Below are 18,546 nucleotides of genomic sequence, written 5' to 3'. Positions count from 1 at the left end.
TGCATGCTGTCAATAGCAATAAGAATAGCGGCAGTATATAACTAAGATGAAGTTTCATATTGTAAACGTTAAAGATTGGATTGATAAAAACGAACCAATTTATTGACGGCTTGTGATACATACTCTGGCTTCCAGTAGGTTTGTATATGAGTTGCCCCATCAATTAAAAACAACTCTTTGCTTTTTGCATTGGTTGCTTTTTTAAATGCTTCATCAGTCATATATTTTGTATCGGCTTTGCTGCCGGCCATCATTAATAAGGGTTGATCAATTAAATCCATATTCGTACTGGCATCCCATGTCATCAAATCAAGCAAACTACTCATCGTGTATAAAAAAGTAGAGTTGGGATGTGCATGCGTTCTGTAATAATACACATACCCTTCACGATAAAGATCAGTTGAGGTCCGGGCTATCTCTTCATCGGTAACACTTGCCACACCAGCATACATTATTTCACCACCTGCAGCTTCCTGTGCTCGTGCCTCCGATGCTTTTTTTAAACGCTCCTGGATAGTATGTATCTGTGAATTCTGAAAGCCATTGCGTCTTACTTCACCTGAATTGAACATACTCAGCGTTGCTACTGCTTTAAACCGTTTATCTGACTGAGCTGCTTTTAACGTGTAACCACCACCTCCACAAATACCCAGAACACCTAAACGGTTTGCATCAACGCCTGCGTGTTGCGAAATAAAATCAGCCATACCATGAATATCTTCAATGCGGCTTGATGGTTTATCTGTATGACGTGGAGTACCGCCGCTTGCTCCCTGGTACGCAGCATCTGCTACAATCGTTATATAACCAGCCTCCGCCAAACGTTGCCCATATAATCCAGCCGTTTGTTCTTTTATACCGCCATTAGGATGTGCTACCACTATTGCCGGGTATTTTTTTAACGAATCGTAATTGGCAGGCGTATAAATATTTGCAGCAATATCGATCCCGTTCAGTTTATATGTAACAGGATGAATATTTACTTTTCCTTTTTCATTTTTTGTAATTGCAGCATCGTACACAAGTGTAAAAGCGTTTTGCTGTTTCACTTGCTGAGTAGATTGTGCATTGATTTTAATTGTAGCTACCATTGACATTGTTACTAAAAATATAGATGCGATTTTTTTCATTGCTAAAAAATTTAAAACTCAACTATTACTTTTTCAACACTTCCTCCAACACTTTTCCTGCAGTATCCCCCTCATTTTTACCGATGGTTACTGAAATGATGTTGACGAATTCATGTAAATGTTGAGGAGATAACCCCACATTGAGAGAAATGGATAAATGCGATTTCAACATGGGTTCTGCATTTCCAATGGTACTGAGTACCGAAATGGTTACCAGTTCCCGTTGAGCATAGGTTAAAACATCCCGTTCAAAAATATCTGCAAACAAATGCTCTTTCAGAAAAGTGTCAATTACCGGCGCAAAGGCAGAATAACCGCTAAGTGAATCAGGTTGTTTTGTGTTCGTAAGTTCACCTAAAATCTTTTTCCCACGTTCGTATTTGTTGCTGTCATTAGCGATGGGTGAAGCATTGTTTCCTGTTTTATCAGTAATTCCTTTCGCTTTTCGTTGTTGAAGTACTTCCATAAAAGTCTGCAACCCTCTTATGCTGCGTGGAAATCCACAGTATGCATATAAATGAACAATAACCTCTTTGATTTGATTTATAGTTAATCCGGCGTCTAACCCATCATGCAAAGCTTTCTGTAATTGTACCAGGTCTCCTTTTGAGGCAAGAGATGAAATGATAATAATGCTCTGCTGCTTCTTATCCAGGTGTTCATTTGTATGCACCAATGGTTTAGCACTCACCTTTATAATAGATGAGGCAACCAATACCAGCACTATGAAAGAATTAATTGTGCGCATACAAATTTCTTTTGTGATCAATTAATTCTAATGCTTAATTTGATGCGTATCCCGTACACTGCTAAACGTTAACGCCAATAGTTTCCAGCTTCCACTTTGTTTTTTATAAAGTTCGGTAACTGTAAATTCAGTTACTACATCTGCCCCACGAACTACTGCTGTGAGTGTAATACGACTCCAGACTATGGCAACATCATCTACCATTTCAACTGCAACATCATGCACATCTGCTTTTTTATACCAGATGCTTCCTGTTTTAATGATCTCCAGTTCTTCGGCTTTTTTCCATGTGCCACTCATGTGCACAAATTTGGATTGATCATGAAAGAGTGAAGTCAGCTTATCTACATTCTTATCTGCCATCCACTGCCATTTCTCTTTTGACAGATTGAGTACTTCCTGCTGAGAATTTGCATTACCTGCAGTAGAAGAACTGTTTTTTTGAGATGAGCAACCCATCGTAAATGTGATGAGTAAAAAACAGATTAACGCAATTGATCCTTTCATACAGCTATTTTTTATTGATTCAATAATATATTTTCTACAGTTGACAGTTTTAAAATATTGATTTAAATCTGTCGGTTATTTGTTAGTGCCCGTCATTTTAACAGGTCGCATCAACTTTGAAAATGTAAGCGAGCCCATCGTCCATTTTCCGTTTTCTTTGATATATACTTCTGTTACCATAAAAGGATTGATCACTTCATTTCCTCCAACAACCGCTACCAAATCGATGTCGTTTAACAGGATGGCTGTATTGCCAATAATATTTACTGATGCTGAATACACCTCTGCTTTCTTGTACCAGATGCCGCCGCTTTTGATCACATTGATCTCCTGTTGCTTTCCCCAGGTTCCACCCATGTGTATAAACATGGATTTTTCATGAAAGAGAAGCGATAATGAATCTGCATTCTTATCTGACATCCATTGCCATTTTTGTTTCGAGAGATCAATTAGCTGTTGCTCTGCAGCAGTAAGAATTGGTTTTGTTTGTTGTGCAGTGCTGTATTGCGTAGTTGCAAACAAAAAACATAAAACGAGCATCGTTAATTTCATATAGTTGTATTTAGAAGTTTAAGATTACGATCAATTAGCCAGCGAGGCCATATCAATTACAAACCGGTATTTCACATCGCCTCTTTCTAAACGTTCAAATGCTTCGTTTACTTCCTGAATAGCGATGACCTCACTATCGGCTGTGATGTTGTGTTGAAAACAGAAGTCCAGCATTTCCTGTGTTTCAGCAATACCCCCAATGTTGGAGCCGGCAAAACTTCTCCTACCCATCACCACATTAAATGCGCCAATTTCTAATGGTTCAGGTGGCAACCCTACTAAAACAACTGTTCCATCGTGACGCAATAAGTTCAGATAAGTATTCACATCATGTTTTGCAGAAACAGTGTCAATGATAAAATGTAACTGACGATTCAAGCGGCTCATTTTTTCTGCATCAGAAGATAACACAGATTCATCTGCACCCAATCGTTTTGCATCTTCAACTTTCGATGCAGATGTTGTAAACACAGTTACATGTGCGCCCATTGCTTTTGCAATTTTAATTGCTAAGTGACCTAAACCTCCAATTCCTAAAATACCTACTTTTTTCCCCGGACCAGCCTGCCAATGTTTTAGCGGAGAATAAACGGTGATGCCCGCACAAAGTAATGGCGCTGCTGCTGCCAGATCGTTAAATGCAGGCATATGCAACACATACTTTTCTTCACAAACATATGTTTTTGAAAAACCTCCGTAGGTTGCGCCGCCTAACAATTTATCCGGACTGTTAAAGGAGTACGTTACACCTTCCTCACAGAAAGGTTCTAAACCATCATTGCAATATTCGCAATGTCCGCAACTCTCCACTATGCAACCAACTGCGGCAAGGTCACCCTCTTTAAAATTTTTAACATGAGCTCCGACAGCTATAACCCTTCCTACCATTTCATGGCCTGGAACAATGGGAAACATTGTACCGCCAAAATCATTTTTAATTTGATGCAGATCTGAATGACAGATACCACAGTACAATATTTCCATTTCAACATCATGCGCTTTAACGATTCTACGGTTAATATTCATTTCGTGCAAAGGTTCGGCTGCTCCTGTTGTACCGAATGCTTTAACTTGTTTTGTATTCATATAATGATTCTTTTTTTATTGTGATTAACTTTGAACACGGTGATTTGGTAAAAACCATGCTATTGCCATAACTGCCATTACACAAAATGCAAGTTTAGGAAACCCCATCAATGCAAGTAATGCTGCCGAAAGATTTACAGCTATTGTAACATAACTCTTTGAGTGTCCTTTGTATGCTTTTGAAAATGCAGAGTTGACACCATGAAGCCTGCACAATCCGTTTACCAAAATCATGTGAGCAATAGTGCTTGCAGTCATTACTAACGCATACATTGTTACGGTGATGTTTGCAAAATGATTCTCACCCATCGATGATGTTACAAATGGAATCAGCGATTCCCAAAAAAGCACAAACATATTCAACCAAAGAATTTTATTGTTAACCTTGGAAGCGGCATGAAACAGGTGATGATGATTACTCCAATACAAACCAACAAAAACAAAACTGAGTGCATAGCTTGCAAATACAGGATATGCATCGATATAACTTTGCCATGAGGGGTTGTGTGGCACTTTTAATTCCATTACCATGATGGTAATAATAATAGCCAGTACCCCATCTGAAAATGCCTCTAAACGATTTTTCTGCATTACCTGCTTGTTATGGTTTGCTAATTCCCAGATTCTCCTTTTTGTGCAACCAGGGGTTTTCAACAAGCGAAGAAATAAAGGCTGCTATACTTTTTCTTGAAACGGCACTGCCCGTTTCAGGTTCGCCTTTTTGTGTAAGGGCGTAGTCAATTTCATTCCCATTCGTAAACCAATCGGGGCGCAAAATAGTATAGTCTAAACCCGATGCTTCTATAACATCTGCCAGTTTCCTGTATGGTATTAAAACACTTCGTAACGGGGTGTCATAAATGCCAATGGAACTGATGGCAACAATTCTTTTTACTCCTGTTTCCTGCATGGCTTTTACAATATTCTTTGCCATTGCTTCTAAATCGCCTGAAAGATTTACATAAATAATATCTTGGCCTTTTACTGCATTTTTTACATCTGTGAAATTCATAGCATCGCCTTCAAAAACACTACAGCTTTCCACAATATTTTTTGAAAGCCGGTTCCTGTTTCTTACAAACAATGTAAGTGATGTATCTGGCAATTGTTTTACTGCTTCAATTACATATTGAGCAAGACTTCCACCTGCCCCTATAATCAATATCTTTTTCATATTCTTAAAATGACTGTATGGAATTATTATGCAATTAGCTCCTTGCTCCTGTAATTTTTATTCCGGCAATTTTTTCAGTAAATGTTTTTAGTTCATCCTTAGTAAAGTCATAATTTGCCGACCAAAGATTTTCCTGCAAATGTGCCTGCTTCGTTGTACCAGGTATTGGTACAATCCATGGCTTTTGTGCCAACAACCACGATAATGAAACCTGAGCAGCTGTTAACCCACGTTGATTTCCAAAATCTGCAATCGCTTCCATTAAAGGCCAGTTGGCTTTAACAGCGTCAGGTGTATAGCGTGGAAGTGTATCTCTATTGTCATTGTCCGCTACGTATTTTGTAAGCGGATTGATGTAACCTGTAAGCAATGCCCGGGCAATTGGACTGTAAGGAACAAATCCTATACCCAGCACTTCACAGGTATTTAAAATTTCTCCTTCGGGGTCTCTTGAAATTAAGGAGTACTCTGTTTGTAATGCCGTAATTTGTTGCACTGCATGTGCTTTGCGTATGTTAGCCGGATCAGCTTCACTTAATCCAAAGTTTAATACCTTACCTTGTTTGATCAGATCTTTTACTGTACCTGCAACATCCTCAATTGGAACAGTGGGATCAACACGGTGTTGATACAACAAATCGATGTAATCAGTTTTCAAACGTTTCAACGATTGCTCAACCACTTCTCTTATATGCGCCGGCTTACTGTTAAAGCCAGCCAGTTTCCCATCTTGGATATTAAAACCAAATTTGCTGCATAGAATAATTTTCTTACGAAATGGCCGGATAGCCTCCCCCACCAGTTCTTCATTTCGCCATGGGCCATAAGCTTCTGCAGTATCAAAAAAGTTTACGCCCATATCATATGCTTTCTGAATCAAGGCGATCATTGGCTTGCGGTCTGGAATAAATGTGCGGTGCCAGCTCATGCCCATGCAACCAAGCCCAAGACCGTAATTCACTTTCAGACTGTGTTTGCCGGTACCCAAAATTCGTTCTTTCGTTTTTTCAGGTTTGATGTCAAGAATTATTTCTTTGCCTGAAGCTTTATTAACTAAAGGCGCTGCTAATAACGATGCCCCTAATAAGCTACCTGCTTTTAAAAAGCTGCGACGATTATTTGCTTCCATCATTTGCTAATTTATTTTTTAACTAATTCAATTCTTTGCAACCACTTCTTTTTTCGGTTTGCACTTGTTTTTCCTTATCACCATCCATTACAAATAAAATTCCGTCTCTCTCCACTCCTCCTTTTGTTGAAAACCCTTCCAGCACCTTGCACTTCTTGCAGATTTTTTTTAAAGTTTCAAAACCACTTCCCACACCATAGCCAGCATGTGTATTGAAAGGAATAATTATTTTTCCGTCTAGATCATATTGCTTTAAGAAGCTTTTCATGGGTGGTGGCAATTGCATGCCCCAGGTAGGAAACCCGATGAATACAAAATCGTATTTCTCGATGCTGTCAATCTTTGTTTTCAATACCGGCAAAAATCCTGTCGCATTTTCATTTGCCACCTGTTCTACAATTGCTTTGTAATTTTCGGGATAAGGATTTTCTAATACTAGTTCCACCAATGTGCCGCCTGTATGTTTGTGTATGATCTCTGCTACTGCTTTTGTGTTTTTTGTTCTTGATAAGTAAACGATCAACACGTTTTTATTTTTCAGCGTCTCGTCAAGTTCAGTTGATGGAGTTTGCGCCGTTGTACAACCGCACAATAGCAAACAGGTTGCTAAGATCAATGCGAAATATGTTCTTCTTCCTTTCATTTGAATGCGTAATCCCTTAAATGTCGATCACATGAAGTTGAATGCATGCAACATCATCTATCGGTTGATGAGCTTTTGCGACTGCTCACTATACCGGTTACCTTGCACGGTGATTCTCGAAAGTGCATCAATTATATCGCTAAGATTTTCCTTGCTGAGTACAACATCAGTTGATGCAATATTTTCTTCCAGGCGATGCAATTTTGTTGTACCAGGAATGGGAACGATCCATGGCTTTTGCACCAACAACCATGCTAAAGCAATTTGTGCAGGAGTTGCGTTCATATTCTTCGCTATGCGGCCAAGCAGATCGATCAAAGCAAAGTTTGCTTTCCGGTTCTCTTCTGAAAAACGGGGTACCGTGTTTCTGAAATCAGTTGCACCGAATGTTGTATTCTCATCGATCTTACCTGTAAGAAATCCTTTGCCTAACGGACTGAAAGGGACAAAGCCAATACCTAATTCTTCCAATGTTGGCAATATTTCATCTTCAGGTTCACGCCACCATAATGAATATTCACTTTGCAGTGCCGTAACCGGTTGCACAGCATGTGCTTTGCGAATTGTTTGCACACCTGCTTCAGATAATCCAAAATGCTTCACCTTACCTTCTTTTATTAATTCCTTCACAGTACCTGCTACATCTTCAATAGGAACTGCGGGGTCAACACGATGCTGATAAAACAAATCAATCACATCTGTCCTCAACCGTTTTAATGATGCTTCTGCTACAGCCCTGATATTTTCAGGACGACTATCCACACCAGGAGTTGTTCCAGTCTTGAATCCAAACTTGGTTGCAATCACAACGTTTTTCCGAAACGGCTCTAATGCCTCACCAACCAATTCTTCATTCGTGAAAGGGCCATAAATTTCAGCCGTATCGAAGAACGTAACTCCTTTTTCGTAAGCGGCTCGTATAAGCTTTATTGCTTCTGATTTATCCATCACATTGCCATAACCAAAACTGATGCCCATACAACCTAAACCCAATGCGGAAACTTCCAATCCGCTATCACCTAATATTCTCTTTTGCATATTTTTTTATTTATGATTTTCTTAAAAAGTGGTAGCCACGGATTTCAGGATAATCCATTTGCCGTTACGTTTTTCAAGCTGCATCGTTTGTTGCAGTCGCCAGTTATTTCTTGATCCCCAAATTCTTGCATCTAAAATATTCTGACCAACAAATGTGCCTTTGTTTCCGTCAATCTCTACTGACGTTTTCACCTCTTTATATGAATAGTATTTCATTCGCTCAGTTTCAATTTCGGAGAACCATTCCTTTTTTGACTGTACATATCCTGTGATATGTGTGAGTGTAAAATTTTTATCTACAATCTTATTCATTGCAGCAATATTCTTTTCAATCATCAACTCTGTCAGTTGGCGAGCCACTTCAAGAACTGATGATTTATCTGTTTCTGTTTCCATTTCTACTTGTTTTTGCGGTTTTGTTTGCGAACAAGCCACTGTTGCATTTAATAGAAAAGTTAGAATCAATAATTGCAAGAGAAGTTTCATTCTTCTTAGTTTTATTTATTCTTCTGACAAACCCAGTAATCCTTCATTCAATCTTGCTCCCTGAAAAGTAATAGTTGCCAATCCGTTATTGATCTCCTCCAGGTCGCTTGAAGAAAGTTCTAAAGCAACTGACTTAATATTGTCATCTAAATATTCAATTTTGTCCATTCCCGGAATAGGTACGATAAATGGTTTTTGAGCTAACAACCATGCCAATGCAATTTGAACCGGAGTAGCATTTTTTCGATTGGCAATTTTGGTAAGCAAGTCTACCACCGGCATATTGGCTCTGATGGCTTCGGGTGTAAAACGGGGAAAGACAGCCCTTAGATCAGTATCACTGTCAAACTTAGTATCTGGAGTAATTTTTCCAGTTAAGAAACCTGTTCCAATGGGTGCCCATGGCACAAAACCAATTCCTAATTCCTCACAAAGCGGTAGCACTTCAGCTTCTGGTTCCCTTGTCCAAACCGAATATTGATTTTGAACTGCTGAAACTTGTTGAACATTATGAGCACGGCGAATTGTATTTACTCCGGCTTCGGAAAGGCCAAAGTGTTTTACTTTTCCTTCCTGTATTAACTCTTTTACTGTTCCTGCAACATCTTCAATCGGCACATTTGGGTCAACACGATGTTGGTACAATAAATCAATATAATCTGTTCGTAATCTTTTTAAAGAAGCCTCTACCACTTTTCTGATATGTGTTGGTTGGCTGTTAATTCCTGTGTCGGAAATCATTCCAAATTTTGTCGCAATAACCACCTCTTTACGCATAGGTTGCAATGCTGCGCCTACCAGTTCTTCATTTGTGTAAGGGCCATAGGCTTCTGCCGTATCAAAAAAGGTAATGCCCTTTTCGTAAGCACTACGAATCACGCTGATTCCTTCATTTATATCAGCAGCTTTGCCTGTGCCAAAACTCAGGTTCATACAACCCATTCCTAAGGCTGAAACTTCTAATCCGCTGTTACCCAATGTTCGCTTTTTCATATCTTTTCTTTTTTGTTTTACAAAGGTGAGTCGAATATCTCGCCTATAGGTTATACAGATTACTGTTTCACCTACCAAGATTACTGTTTTGCATGTGGTGGTTGGGTAACAGATGAGGAAAGCTGTAGCTTTGATAGCGTAAAACGTTTTGCTATGAATGAGATGCGAAGATTTGAAACCATCAACGATTATAATGTTTTCAACAACAACGAAACACGGCATCCGCTGGTGAGTGTGGTTGATCTATCGAAAGCGGCTCCACGCCAGGGCTCCCGTATGTACTTTGGGTTTTACACCATCTTTTTAAAAGATGTGAAGTGTGGTGACTTGGTGTATGGCCGACATACCTACGATTACCAGGAAGGCACATTGGTTTTTCTTGCGCCGGGACAAGTGGCAGGTGTAAACAGCAATGGCGAAACGTATCAACCAAAAGGATATGCATTGGTGTTTCATCCTGATTTAATACACGGCACTTCGTTAGGAAGGCATATACAGGATTATAGTTTTTTTGGTTATCAATCGAACGAGGCATTGCATTTATCAGAACGTGAACGGAAAATCATTCTCGATTGTTTTTCTAAAATTGAACACGAATTAGAACAAAGTATTGACAAACACAGTAAGCGATTGATCGTATCGAATATTGAATTGTTTTTAGATTATTGTCTGCGTTTTTACGATCGCCAGTTTATTACACGTGACAATCCGCATAAAGGCATCCTGGAGAAATTTGAAAATTTAGTGAACGAGTATTTCCAGTCAGATAAACCACAAACCATCGGCTTGCCTTCTGTAGCTTACTGTGCAGGTGAATTGAATTTATCAGCCAATTATTTTGGCGACCTCATCAAAAAAGAAACCGGTAAGACAGCACAGGAATACATTCAATCGAAGATGATTGACATCGCTAAAGAAAAAATATTTGATCACAGCAAATCAGTCAGTGAAATAGCGTATGAATTAGGATTTAAATATCCGCAACATTTTACACGACTGTTTAAACAACGTGTTGGGCAATCGCCGAATGAGTATCGAAATCTGAATTAAGTTTATTTAACGTTTTCCGTCCGACGAGGGCGTCTGACGTGGTGGGCTTCTTACTTCGTACTTCTAACTTCCGACTTCGTACTTGTTTTTATCCTCCAATCCCAATCATACTTCTGTTGTGAATGGTTTCTGCGTTGATGTGCTCAAAGTCGGCAGTGAATTGGCCGCCGAGTTCTTTTGCTTTGGCTGCTATATTTTGTTTGATGAGTTCGGTTACATCTTCACCGCTGCGTAATGCAGCCAACAGATCCATTTCCTTTTCTGCAAACAAACAATTTTTCATTTTACCATCTGCTGTTAAACGCATGCGGTTGCAGCTGCTGCAGAAAGGAGCACTCATGGTACTGATCACAGAAAATGTTCCTGTATGACCGGGAACGATATAGCCTTTTGCAGTATCATGTTCTTCATTCTTCAGTGGAAGAAAAGAATATTGTTGTTCTACTACCTGTAAAATCTGTTGCCAGGTGAATACCTGGTTGCTTGTCCATTGGTTACCGCTGAACGGCATAAACTCAATAAAGCGAACATGCACAGGCGTATCTTTTGTCCATGCAATAAAATCATTGATCTCCCCATCGTTCAGTCCTTTCATTACCACCACATTTACTTTTACATGAAAGTTACGGTTGATGAGTAACTGAATATTATCCATGACTTTTTGAAACTGATCTCTCCTGGTGAGATGCTGAAAAGTTGCTGCTTGTAATGTATCAAGACTCACATTGAGCGAACGCACTCCTGCTTCTTCCAGCAAATCTACAAACTCATGTAATCTTGTACCATTGGTAGTGAGTGTAAGTTTAACGGGCAATTTTGATAAGCGAAGAATAATATCGGCTGCATCTTTTCGTACTAATGGCTCGCCGCCGGTTAAGCGGATTTTATTAACGCCAAGGCGTACAAATGTTTTTGCCAGCGATTCAATTTCGTCTGCCTGCATCAGGCTTGCCTGCTTTGTAAATTCATAATCCTCTTCCGGCATACAATAAAAGCAACGCAGGTTGCAGTTATCGGTTAACGATATCCGTAAATAATTATGTACCCTGTTATATTGATCGATCAACATGTTGTTCTTTTTATTGAGAGATGATCAGGCATTCAACTGCAATGCTTCTTTTGTCTCCACCACTTTCAACTCATCTCCCACTTTTATAGTTCCTTCGTTCTTGTATAAAATATTCTGTCCGAAATACACTTTATTGTTTCCTGTTCTGTAAGTTGACAATGTTTTCAATGGCTCCTTGGAAGTAATGCCGGTTTCCTGGTCGGTGGTTGTTACCACACATCTTGCACAGGGTTTCACCGCATAAAATGTTATTCCATTAATGTGAAACTCTCTCATCGTATCTTCTTCAAATGCCGTTCCGTCAGTAAACACAATATTCGGACGAAAGCGATTCATCGGCACAGGTTTTTCCAAGCGGCTGTTCAAATCATCCAACGATGCCTGCCCGATCATCAACACAGGAAATGCATCGGAGAAACCGGTGATCTCATGATTGAATGCATACTCTGTATCCACTTTTCGTTTGCTCACATCCGGCATATACACCAGTTTACAGGACATATTTAACTTCTGCGTAAACCATTCATTGACCTCGTTGCTCATCACTAGTGCTTCACACACATCATCCCACACCTGCACATTCACTGTTCCATTTCCTGTTGGGTACAAGTTAACACTGATCTTATCCACTTCATTCCCCTTTTCATAAACGGTTAATTCATTTGCATGAATGGCTGTGCGCAGCAAGGCCATTTTTGAAAATTCCCGTTGGGTTAAAAAGCGATTGTTCTCATCAACCAGCATCCACCGACGGTCGTGTTCAATACCACGATCGGTTAAACGAGCCGAGCTGAGTTCAATACCACCCAACGACTTTATGGGATACACATATAAATGGCTGATCGAAAGCATGCCTAAAATTACAGTATTTGTAAACGACTGCCAGCTTTGGTTTTGCTGCAAAGAATAATTTTTACACGAGTAAAATAACAGTAATTTTATAAGGCTCTTTTATCCCTAATAATCAACTAAACTACATGAAACCTGTTATTGTCATTGAATACTGTCCGAAATGTCATTGGCTCCTGCGTTCTGCTTACATCGCACAGGAATTACTCACGACGTTTGAGAATGAATTGAAGGGCGTTACACTGCAACCTAGTGAAGTAAGCGGCGATTTTCATATTTCCATTGATGGTAAAGAAATTTTCAACCGCAAAACCTATGGTGGCTTTCCTGAGATCAAAGAATTAAAACAGGTGGTGAGAGATATTGTAAGCCCGGGTAAAAGTCTTGGGCATGCTGATACAAAACCTCATCACCAGAGTTCACTCTAATTCATTTTTGTTATGACGGGTATTATACTTTGCGGCGGACAAAGCTCCAGGATGGGCTGCGATAAAGGCTTGTTGAAGCTCGAAGCAAATACATGGGCCCAAACTGCTGTAGATAAACTCAGCATACTCGACATTCCTGTAAAACTTTCTGTGAACAGGCAACAGCTAAATGATTATGCAGAAGTGTTTGCAGCAGATGATCTGTTTGTTGATGCTGCTTCGTTGCAATTGCATGGACCATTGCTGGGTGTGTTGAGTGCGCATTTGCAGTATAACACAGAAGACCTGTTTGTATTTGCCTGCGATATGCCGTTGATGGAACCACTATTGATCAAAGAACTTTCTGCGGCTTATAAACAAAACCCGGGTTACAATGCATATGTGTTTATGAACGATCATGAACCTGAGCCATTGTGTGCCATCTATACCGCAAAGGGACTTGCCACTATTTTTGATATGCTGCAAAATGGCTCGTTAACAAGGCACAGCATGAAGTTTATGCTTGATCATTTAACCGTGTTCAGCATTCAATTGAACGATGCTCAGAAAACCTGCTTTCGTAATTTTAATGCACATGCTGAGTTAAACGGTTTGTAAACCCAGTTTCGATTTTTCAATTTTTGTAAAACTTTCTTTGCCTGCATCACATAAAGGGCAACAATAATCTGCCGGCAGTGATTCGAATGATACACCTGCTGCAATATTGTTTTCAGGTTCGCCCACTGTTTCATCATACACCGTTAAGCAATCAGTACATTGATAAACATATTGTGCTGCGGGTTTCTTCTCCACTTCTTTTTTAACCGGTAACACTTTTTCTACAAGAGCGAGCTTGCCTTCACGGTTCTGGTAAAATGCATTCACCGAACGACGCAATTGTTCTGAGAGTAAGAATTTTGGATTATTGCTGCTAAACACAAATCCCGTTCGTGCATTAGGATTAAAATCGTTTGCACAAAGAATATCATATACATAAAACAATTCCCAACCGAATAGTTTTAACAACGGTTTGCGTTTCACCAGTATACTACTGAACACTTCGCTCTTGCTTCTTGTTTTGATACCAAAGCAAAGACCAAATGTGCGGGTGTCTTCATTATTCAATTGCTTCACCAAATAGTTTTTCAATGCCAATCCTTCACGGCAATCATCTTCCACCTGGAAATTTAATTCGTTAGCTGCATGTCGAACATTAAGATGATATTTATCCAGCAACAAACTCCACTTAAGTTTATCTTTTTCGTCAATTCCTTTTACAATTATACTTTTCCATGGTGTTGAACACAATTGCCCGATCTTGGTTTCCAAACAAAGCTTGCACACTTCTTTCAGGAAATCAACACTGAACAACTCATCACGCCTGTACACACCCATCCAGTATTTATTATTGTTGTACCTGTTGAAACCTTCGTAATAAGGAAGATTGAATGCAGGTAATTGCACGGGCTTTTCGACAGGTTTTGTAATATAACGATCAGTGTGTACCAGCTTCATCAATGTTTCGCCTTGCGCTTCGGTATTATCTGAGAAACGATCACGATGATCAAGAATGATCTCTTCAATTTCCTTCGACACTTTTGCAACATCATTGGTGTACACCAGCTGATTCCATTCGAAAATGATATTCGTCTTGGGAAAACGAATGAACAAATGCCAAAAATGTGCAGACTCCTTTGCAGCCACCCAGTTGATATTACCGGTAAGCATGGGCGTGAAACTCTGGTTACTGTCGCTTACATTTATTTTTAACGTTGGCTGATAATCGATACCATCAAAAATATCTTTGTACACACCTTCGCTCAACCAGGTGTTATTGATGAAAATTTCTTCTGCAGGATATGAGCTGACGATGTTTGGAAATTGCACCGTCCCTACTTCATAAGCAATATCGATAAGATCCAATTCATCCAAAAACGTTTGCCTGTCTTCAACAGCAACAGTGATCAGCAATTGCTGACGCAAACCAAAACTCACATGACGAACGCCCACTTTGGTAGCAGCGACCAATATATTGTACAGATCACCCGGCGATATAATACCGCCACGGAAATTGATCTTTATGGTTGAACTGTTTTTCATTTTTCTACCAGTGATGTTTCTTTTAGATTTGAATGAAGGTTGTTTTCAAGGATCGTTTTTACTTCGGGCCTGCAACTGCCACAACCCATACCTGCACCTGTGAGTTGACATAACTGCAAATGATCTTTACAACCTTCGTTTATTTTGTTGATGAGATTTCCTTCACCTACATTGTTACAACTGCACACCAGTTTTCCAATGACAGGTTCCGGTGCTTTACCTGAACGTAATAACTGTAAACGTTTTTCACTCAACTCCATTTTTTGTTCAATGAGGTTGCGGTATTCAAGGAATTCGCTTTTATCACCAATTAAAATAGCACCGATCAAACGATCATTGTGAATGATACATTTTTTGTAATAGCGTTTGGCTTTATCAATAAACACCACTTCTTCGTAAGCAGGATCATCCGGACATTCCACTTCACCCAATGAACAAAGTTCTGTGCCATGCATTTTCAAAATATTCATGAGCAAAGAACCTGAATAGTAGTTGGAAATATCGCCACCTAGATAGCGTGCGACAATTTCTGCCTGTTGTTCAGCTGCAGCAGTAATACCATAAAGAAAACCTTTGAACTCTGCAATTTCACCAATGGCAAATACAGCTGGATCATTTGTTTGCAGGTATTCATCCACCACAACTCCACGCTTACAATCAATACCGGCTGCTTTTGCAATTTCAATATTCGGCACAGTGCCAATTGCAATTACAATCGCCTGGCAATCGATCATCAAACCACTCTTTAAACGAATACCGGTAACTGTTGTATCACCAAGAAAACGTTCGATCTCATCGTTGTAATAAATATCAACTCCTTTATCGGTTAACTCTTCATGCAGCAACTGGCTTCCCAACGGATCAAGCTGACGATCCATTAAACGGGAGATACGTTGCACAATGGTTACTTCCACTCCTACTTCACGAAGTGATGCAGCCAATTCAATACCCAGCAAACCACCGCCAACGATCACTACTTTTCCCTTTGCAGGATCAACATGATACTTGAAATTATCCGCATCAGTTCTGCTACGCATGGTAAAGATGCCCTGCATCGCAGGCACATCACGCAACATCGCTGCACGGCTGCCTGTTGCCAATAACAACACATCGTAGTGATGAATATTTCCTTTACTATCGGTTACTGTTTTTTGTTCCCTGTTAATTTCAGCAATGCTTACACCACGATGCAGTTTAATATTGTAATCATATTCTTCTGCATCAGTCATTTTCACCAGGTTCTGCCATTGCAGCGTACCACTGATATAATCGGGCAACAATACACGATTATAAAACGGAAAATCTTCTTTGCTGAAAATCTCTATTTCATCATCTGTATTGATCATGCGGTAGCTGCGTACAAAACCACAGGCACCTGCGCCGGCACCAACAACAATTATTTTTTGTTTTGCCTTCTTATGAAGTTTCACTTCAACAGCAGAGAATTTAAAGTCGGGTTCTTTACTTTTCGGATCAACTAAATTATTGGTGAGGTTATTCGCCCTGTTCAAATCACTGTTCAATACTTTACCCCAATGCATCGGCAAAAACACAACCCCTTTCTTAATATCGGTTGTGAATTTTGCTTTCACTCTTACATTACCTCTGCCATTAAAAATTTCAACGAGATCATTTTCTTTAATGGAACGTTCAGCCGCATCATCAGGATGTATTTCCAAAAACGATTCTGAAATATGCTTGTTGAGTTTATTTACTTTTCCTGTTTTGCTCATGGTATGCCACTGATCACGGATGCGACCTGTTGTTAACACCAATGGAAAATCTGGACTTAATTTTTCTGATTGATTCTCATCATTGAACGAATGAATGATGGCTCTTTGCGAAGGCGTATGAAATTTACGATCAGTGAACAATCGCTTTGTACCATAGCTTTCTGATGAAGAAGTATACGGCCATTGAACCGAACGTTTCTCTTTCAGAACTTCATAACTCAATCCGCTCATGTCGATATTGGTACCGGCAGTGAGTGCAACATGTTCTGCAAAAATTTCGGAGAAGCTGTTGTAATCAAAACCTTTGAAGCCCATCTTTTTTGCAAAGCGGCAAATGATCTCAGCATCGGGCAAGGCTTCCCCCGGTGCATCTATAATTTTATTCAAGTAGCTGATGCGCCGCTCTGCATTCGTCATGGTACCTTCTTTTTCGGTCCATGATGCTGCTGGTAACAGCACATCGGCATACCTGATTGTCTCGGGGCGATTGCTGATGTCTTGTACTACTACAAACTTTGCTTTCTTCAATCCTTCTTCAGCCATGCGCACATCAGGCAAACTGATCAGTGGATTGGTGCAAAGGATCCAGATGGCTTTTAACCGTCCATCATTCAACGCTTCAAACATTTCTGTAGCAGTAAGACCTGGCTTCGCAGCGATCGTTCCCGGGGCAACACCCCAGAAATTTTCTACTGCAGCACGATGTTCGGGATTTAAAAGGTCACGATGGGCAGGTAATAAATTCGACAAGCCACCTACTTCTCTTCCACCCATCGCATTTGGCTGACCTGTTAACGATAACGGACCAGAGCCTGGTTTTCCTATATGTCCAGTAATTAAATTTAAGTTGATGAGTGAAAGGTTTTTGTTTACACCAATTACACTTTGGTTCAAGCCCATCGTCCACATGCTGATGAAACCTTTCGCTTTACCAATATAAGAAGCTGCTAATCGAATATCTTTTTCATCAACACCGCAAATGATCGCTGCTTCTGCAATGGTTCGTTCAAAAACAGTATCACGGTATTTTTCAAAGCCTTCTGCATGATTAGCAATAAAGTCGAGATCAATATCGCCGTTCTCGATCAACACTCTTCCTATTGCATGATGCAGCGTTATATCCGTTCCCGGATTTAATTGCAGATGCACATTGGCAATGGAGCATGTTTGAGTTTTACGTGGATCGCTGACAATGATTTTGAGATCAGGATTTTTTTCACGGGCTGCCTCCACTCTTCTCCATAAAATGGGATGACACCAGGCAGGATTTGCACCGGCCACAAAAATTACATCAGCCAGTTCAAGATCATCATAGCTCACTGGCACACTGTCCTCGCCCAAACTCATTTTATAACCAACCACGGCACTGCTCATGCAAAGACGTGAGTTGGTATCGATATTATTACTGCCGATAAATCCTTTGATGAGTTTATTGATCACATAATATTCTTCTGTTAAACATTGTCCCGATGCATAGAACGCAACCGAATCAGGACCATACTTTTCAATGAGTGTTGCAAATACTTTTGCTGTGCGTTCCAAAGCTGTATCCCATGTTACCCGTTGACGGGGCTGGTTACGGTTGTAACGCATCTCCGGATAAAGCAACCGATCAGAGCGATCGTTCACTGTGTAATGAAGATTCATGCCCTTGCTGCAAAGCATACCCTTGTTTACAGGATGGTTCTTATCGCCTTCCACATGCAAACGACCCAATTTATCTTTACTGGTAACAATACCGCAACCCACTCCACAATAACAACAGGTGGTAAGGTTAGCTGCAGTATTTCCTGAGCTGTTCAGATCCATAGTATGTTCATTCGTTTCCTTCACGCTACTTTTTTATTTGCAG

19 protein-coding genes are annotated in these 18,546 nt (G+C 40.0%); 3 read left to right on the top strand and 16 right to left on the bottom strand.

Annotated features, from left to right (window positions below; all coding sequences use genetic code 11):
* Positions 1-68: 68 nt before the first annotated feature.
* The 12 genes from H4075_RS08580 to H4075_RS08525 all read right to left on the bottom strand — a co-directional run bounded on the left by H4075_RS08580 (position 69) and on the right by H4075_RS08525 (position 9,486).
* Entirely contained in the window at positions 69-1,130 is a 1,062-nt protein-coding gene (locus H4075_RS08580) for an alpha/beta hydrolase (RefSeq protein ID WP_182805943.1), read from the bottom strand.
* A gap of 25 nt (positions 1,131-1,155) precedes the next feature.
* On the bottom strand, positions 1,156-1,878 hold the full coding sequence (locus tag H4075_RS08575; RefSeq protein WP_182805941.1) for a carboxymuconolactone decarboxylase family protein: 723 nt from the start codon (positions 1,876-1,878) through the stop codon (positions 1,156-1,158).
* A 27-nt stretch (positions 1,879-1,905) separates the two neighbouring features.
* Positions 1,906-2,385, bottom strand: a complete 480-nt coding sequence (locus H4075_RS08570) for a nuclear transport factor 2 family protein (protein WP_182805938.1) — start codon at positions 2,383-2,385, stop codon at positions 1,906-1,908.
* A 75-nt stretch (positions 2,386-2,460) separates the two neighbouring features.
* Positions 2,461-2,937 (bottom strand): nuclear transport factor 2 family protein, encoded by a 477-nt coding sequence (locus H4075_RS08565; RefSeq protein ID WP_182805937.1) that lies wholly within the window; start codon positions 2,935-2,937, stop codon positions 2,461-2,463.
* Positions 2,938-2,967: 30 nt separating this feature from the next.
* Entirely contained in the window at positions 2,968-4,023 is a 1,056-nt protein-coding gene (locus H4075_RS08560) for an NAD(P)-dependent alcohol dehydrogenase (protein WP_182805935.1), read from the bottom strand.
* A gap of 24 nt (positions 4,024-4,047) precedes the next feature.
* The gene (locus H4075_RS08555) at positions 4,048-4,614 is read right to left on the bottom strand and encodes a TMEM175 family protein (RefSeq protein ID WP_182805933.1); all 567 of its coding nucleotides are present in this window, start codon (positions 4,612-4,614) and stop codon (positions 4,048-4,050) included.
* A gap of 10 nt (positions 4,615-4,624) precedes the next feature.
* The gene (locus H4075_RS08550) at positions 4,625-5,197 is read right to left on the bottom strand and encodes an NAD(P)H-binding protein (protein ID WP_182805931.1); all 573 of its coding nucleotides are present in this window, start codon (positions 5,195-5,197) and stop codon (positions 4,625-4,627) included.
* Positions 5,198-5,231: 34 nt separating this feature from the next.
* Positions 5,232-6,329, bottom strand: a complete 1,098-nt coding sequence (locus H4075_RS08545; protein WP_220494906.1) for an aldo/keto reductase — start codon at positions 6,327-6,329, stop codon at positions 5,232-5,234.
* A gap of 19 nt (positions 6,330-6,348) precedes the next feature.
* On the bottom strand, positions 6,349-6,969 hold the full coding sequence (locus H4075_RS08540) for a flavodoxin family protein (protein ID WP_182805929.1): 621 nt from the start codon (positions 6,967-6,969) through the stop codon (positions 6,349-6,351).
* 57 nt (positions 6,970-7,026) lie between these two features.
* Positions 7,027-8,007 carry an aldo/keto reductase gene (locus H4075_RS08535; protein ID WP_182805927.1) on the bottom strand — a complete coding sequence of 327 codons (981 nt, stop codon included), beginning with the start codon at positions 8,005-8,007 and terminating at the stop codon, positions 7,027-7,029.
* Positions 8,008-8,028: 21 nt separating this feature from the next.
* Entirely contained in the window at positions 8,029-8,493 is a 465-nt protein-coding gene (locus tag H4075_RS08530; RefSeq protein WP_220494904.1) for a nuclear transport factor 2 family protein, read from the bottom strand.
* Positions 8,494-8,508: 15 nt separating this feature from the next.
* Positions 8,509-9,486 carry an aldo/keto reductase gene (locus tag H4075_RS08525; RefSeq protein ID WP_182805926.1) on the bottom strand — a complete coding sequence of 326 codons (978 nt, stop codon included), beginning with the start codon at positions 9,484-9,486 and terminating at the stop codon, positions 8,509-8,511.
* Positions 9,487-9,639: 153 nt separating this feature from the next.
* Here H4075_RS08525 and H4075_RS08520 point away from each other — a divergent pair, with 153 nt between their 5' ends.
* The gene (locus H4075_RS08520; RefSeq protein WP_182805924.1) at positions 9,640-10,536 is read left to right on the top strand and encodes a helix-turn-helix domain-containing protein; all 897 of its coding nucleotides are present in this window, start codon (positions 9,640-9,642) and stop codon (positions 10,534-10,536) included.
* A gap of 88 nt (positions 10,537-10,624) precedes the next feature.
* Here H4075_RS08520 and moaA read toward each other — a convergent pair whose 3' ends face one another.
* Together moaA and H4075_RS08510 are read right to left on the bottom strand one after the other, a co-directional pair.
* The gene (gene moaA / locus H4075_RS08515) at positions 10,625-11,605 is read right to left on the bottom strand and encodes a GTP 3',8-cyclase MoaA (RefSeq protein ID WP_182805922.1); all 981 of its coding nucleotides are present in this window, start codon (positions 11,603-11,605) and stop codon (positions 10,625-10,627) included.
* Between the two features lie 24 nt (positions 11,606-11,629).
* On the bottom strand, positions 11,630-12,508 hold the full coding sequence (locus tag H4075_RS08510; protein WP_255460404.1) for an MOSC domain-containing protein: 879 nt from the start codon (positions 12,506-12,508) through the stop codon (positions 11,630-11,632).
* Positions 12,509-12,582: 74 nt separating this feature from the next.
* Here H4075_RS08510 and H4075_RS08505 point away from each other — a divergent pair, with 74 nt between their 5' ends.
* Together H4075_RS08505 and mobA are read left to right on the top strand one after the other, a co-directional pair.
* The gene (locus tag H4075_RS08505; protein WP_182805920.1) at positions 12,583-12,882 is read left to right on the top strand and encodes a SelT/SelW/SelH family protein; all 300 of its coding nucleotides are present in this window, start codon (positions 12,583-12,585) and stop codon (positions 12,880-12,882) included.
* A 12-nt stretch (positions 12,883-12,894) separates the two neighbouring features.
* Positions 12,895-13,479, top strand: a complete 585-nt coding sequence (mobA, locus tag H4075_RS08500; RefSeq protein ID WP_182805918.1) for a molybdenum cofactor guanylyltransferase — start codon at positions 12,895-12,897, stop codon at positions 13,477-13,479.
* On the opposite strand, the gene H4075_RS08495 is transcribed toward mobA, so the two are convergent.
* Positions 13,465-14,961, bottom strand: coding sequence for a rubredoxin (locus H4075_RS08495; RefSeq protein WP_182805917.1), 1,497 nt, complete (start codon positions 14,959-14,961; stop codon positions 13,465-13,467). The two genes, mobA and H4075_RS08495, sit on opposite strands and share 15 nt — an antisense overlap.
* Positions 14,958-18,527 carry a nitrate reductase gene (locus H4075_RS08490; protein ID WP_255460403.1) on the bottom strand — a complete coding sequence of 1,190 codons (3,570 nt, stop codon included), beginning with the start codon at positions 18,525-18,527 and terminating at the stop codon, positions 14,958-14,960. Before H4075_RS08490 ends, H4075_RS08495 begins: the two co-directional genes overlap by 4 nt.
* Positions 18,528-18,546: the final 19 nt, after the last annotated feature.

The sequence above is a fragment of the Lacibacter sediminis genome (genome assembly GCF_014168535.1).
In the GTDB taxonomy this organism is placed as follows: domain Bacteria; phylum Bacteroidota; class Bacteroidia; order Chitinophagales; family Chitinophagaceae; genus Lacibacter; species Lacibacter sediminis.
Note: the sequence above shows the minus strand (reverse complement) of the source record. Positions and strands in the feature narration are given on the sequence as shown.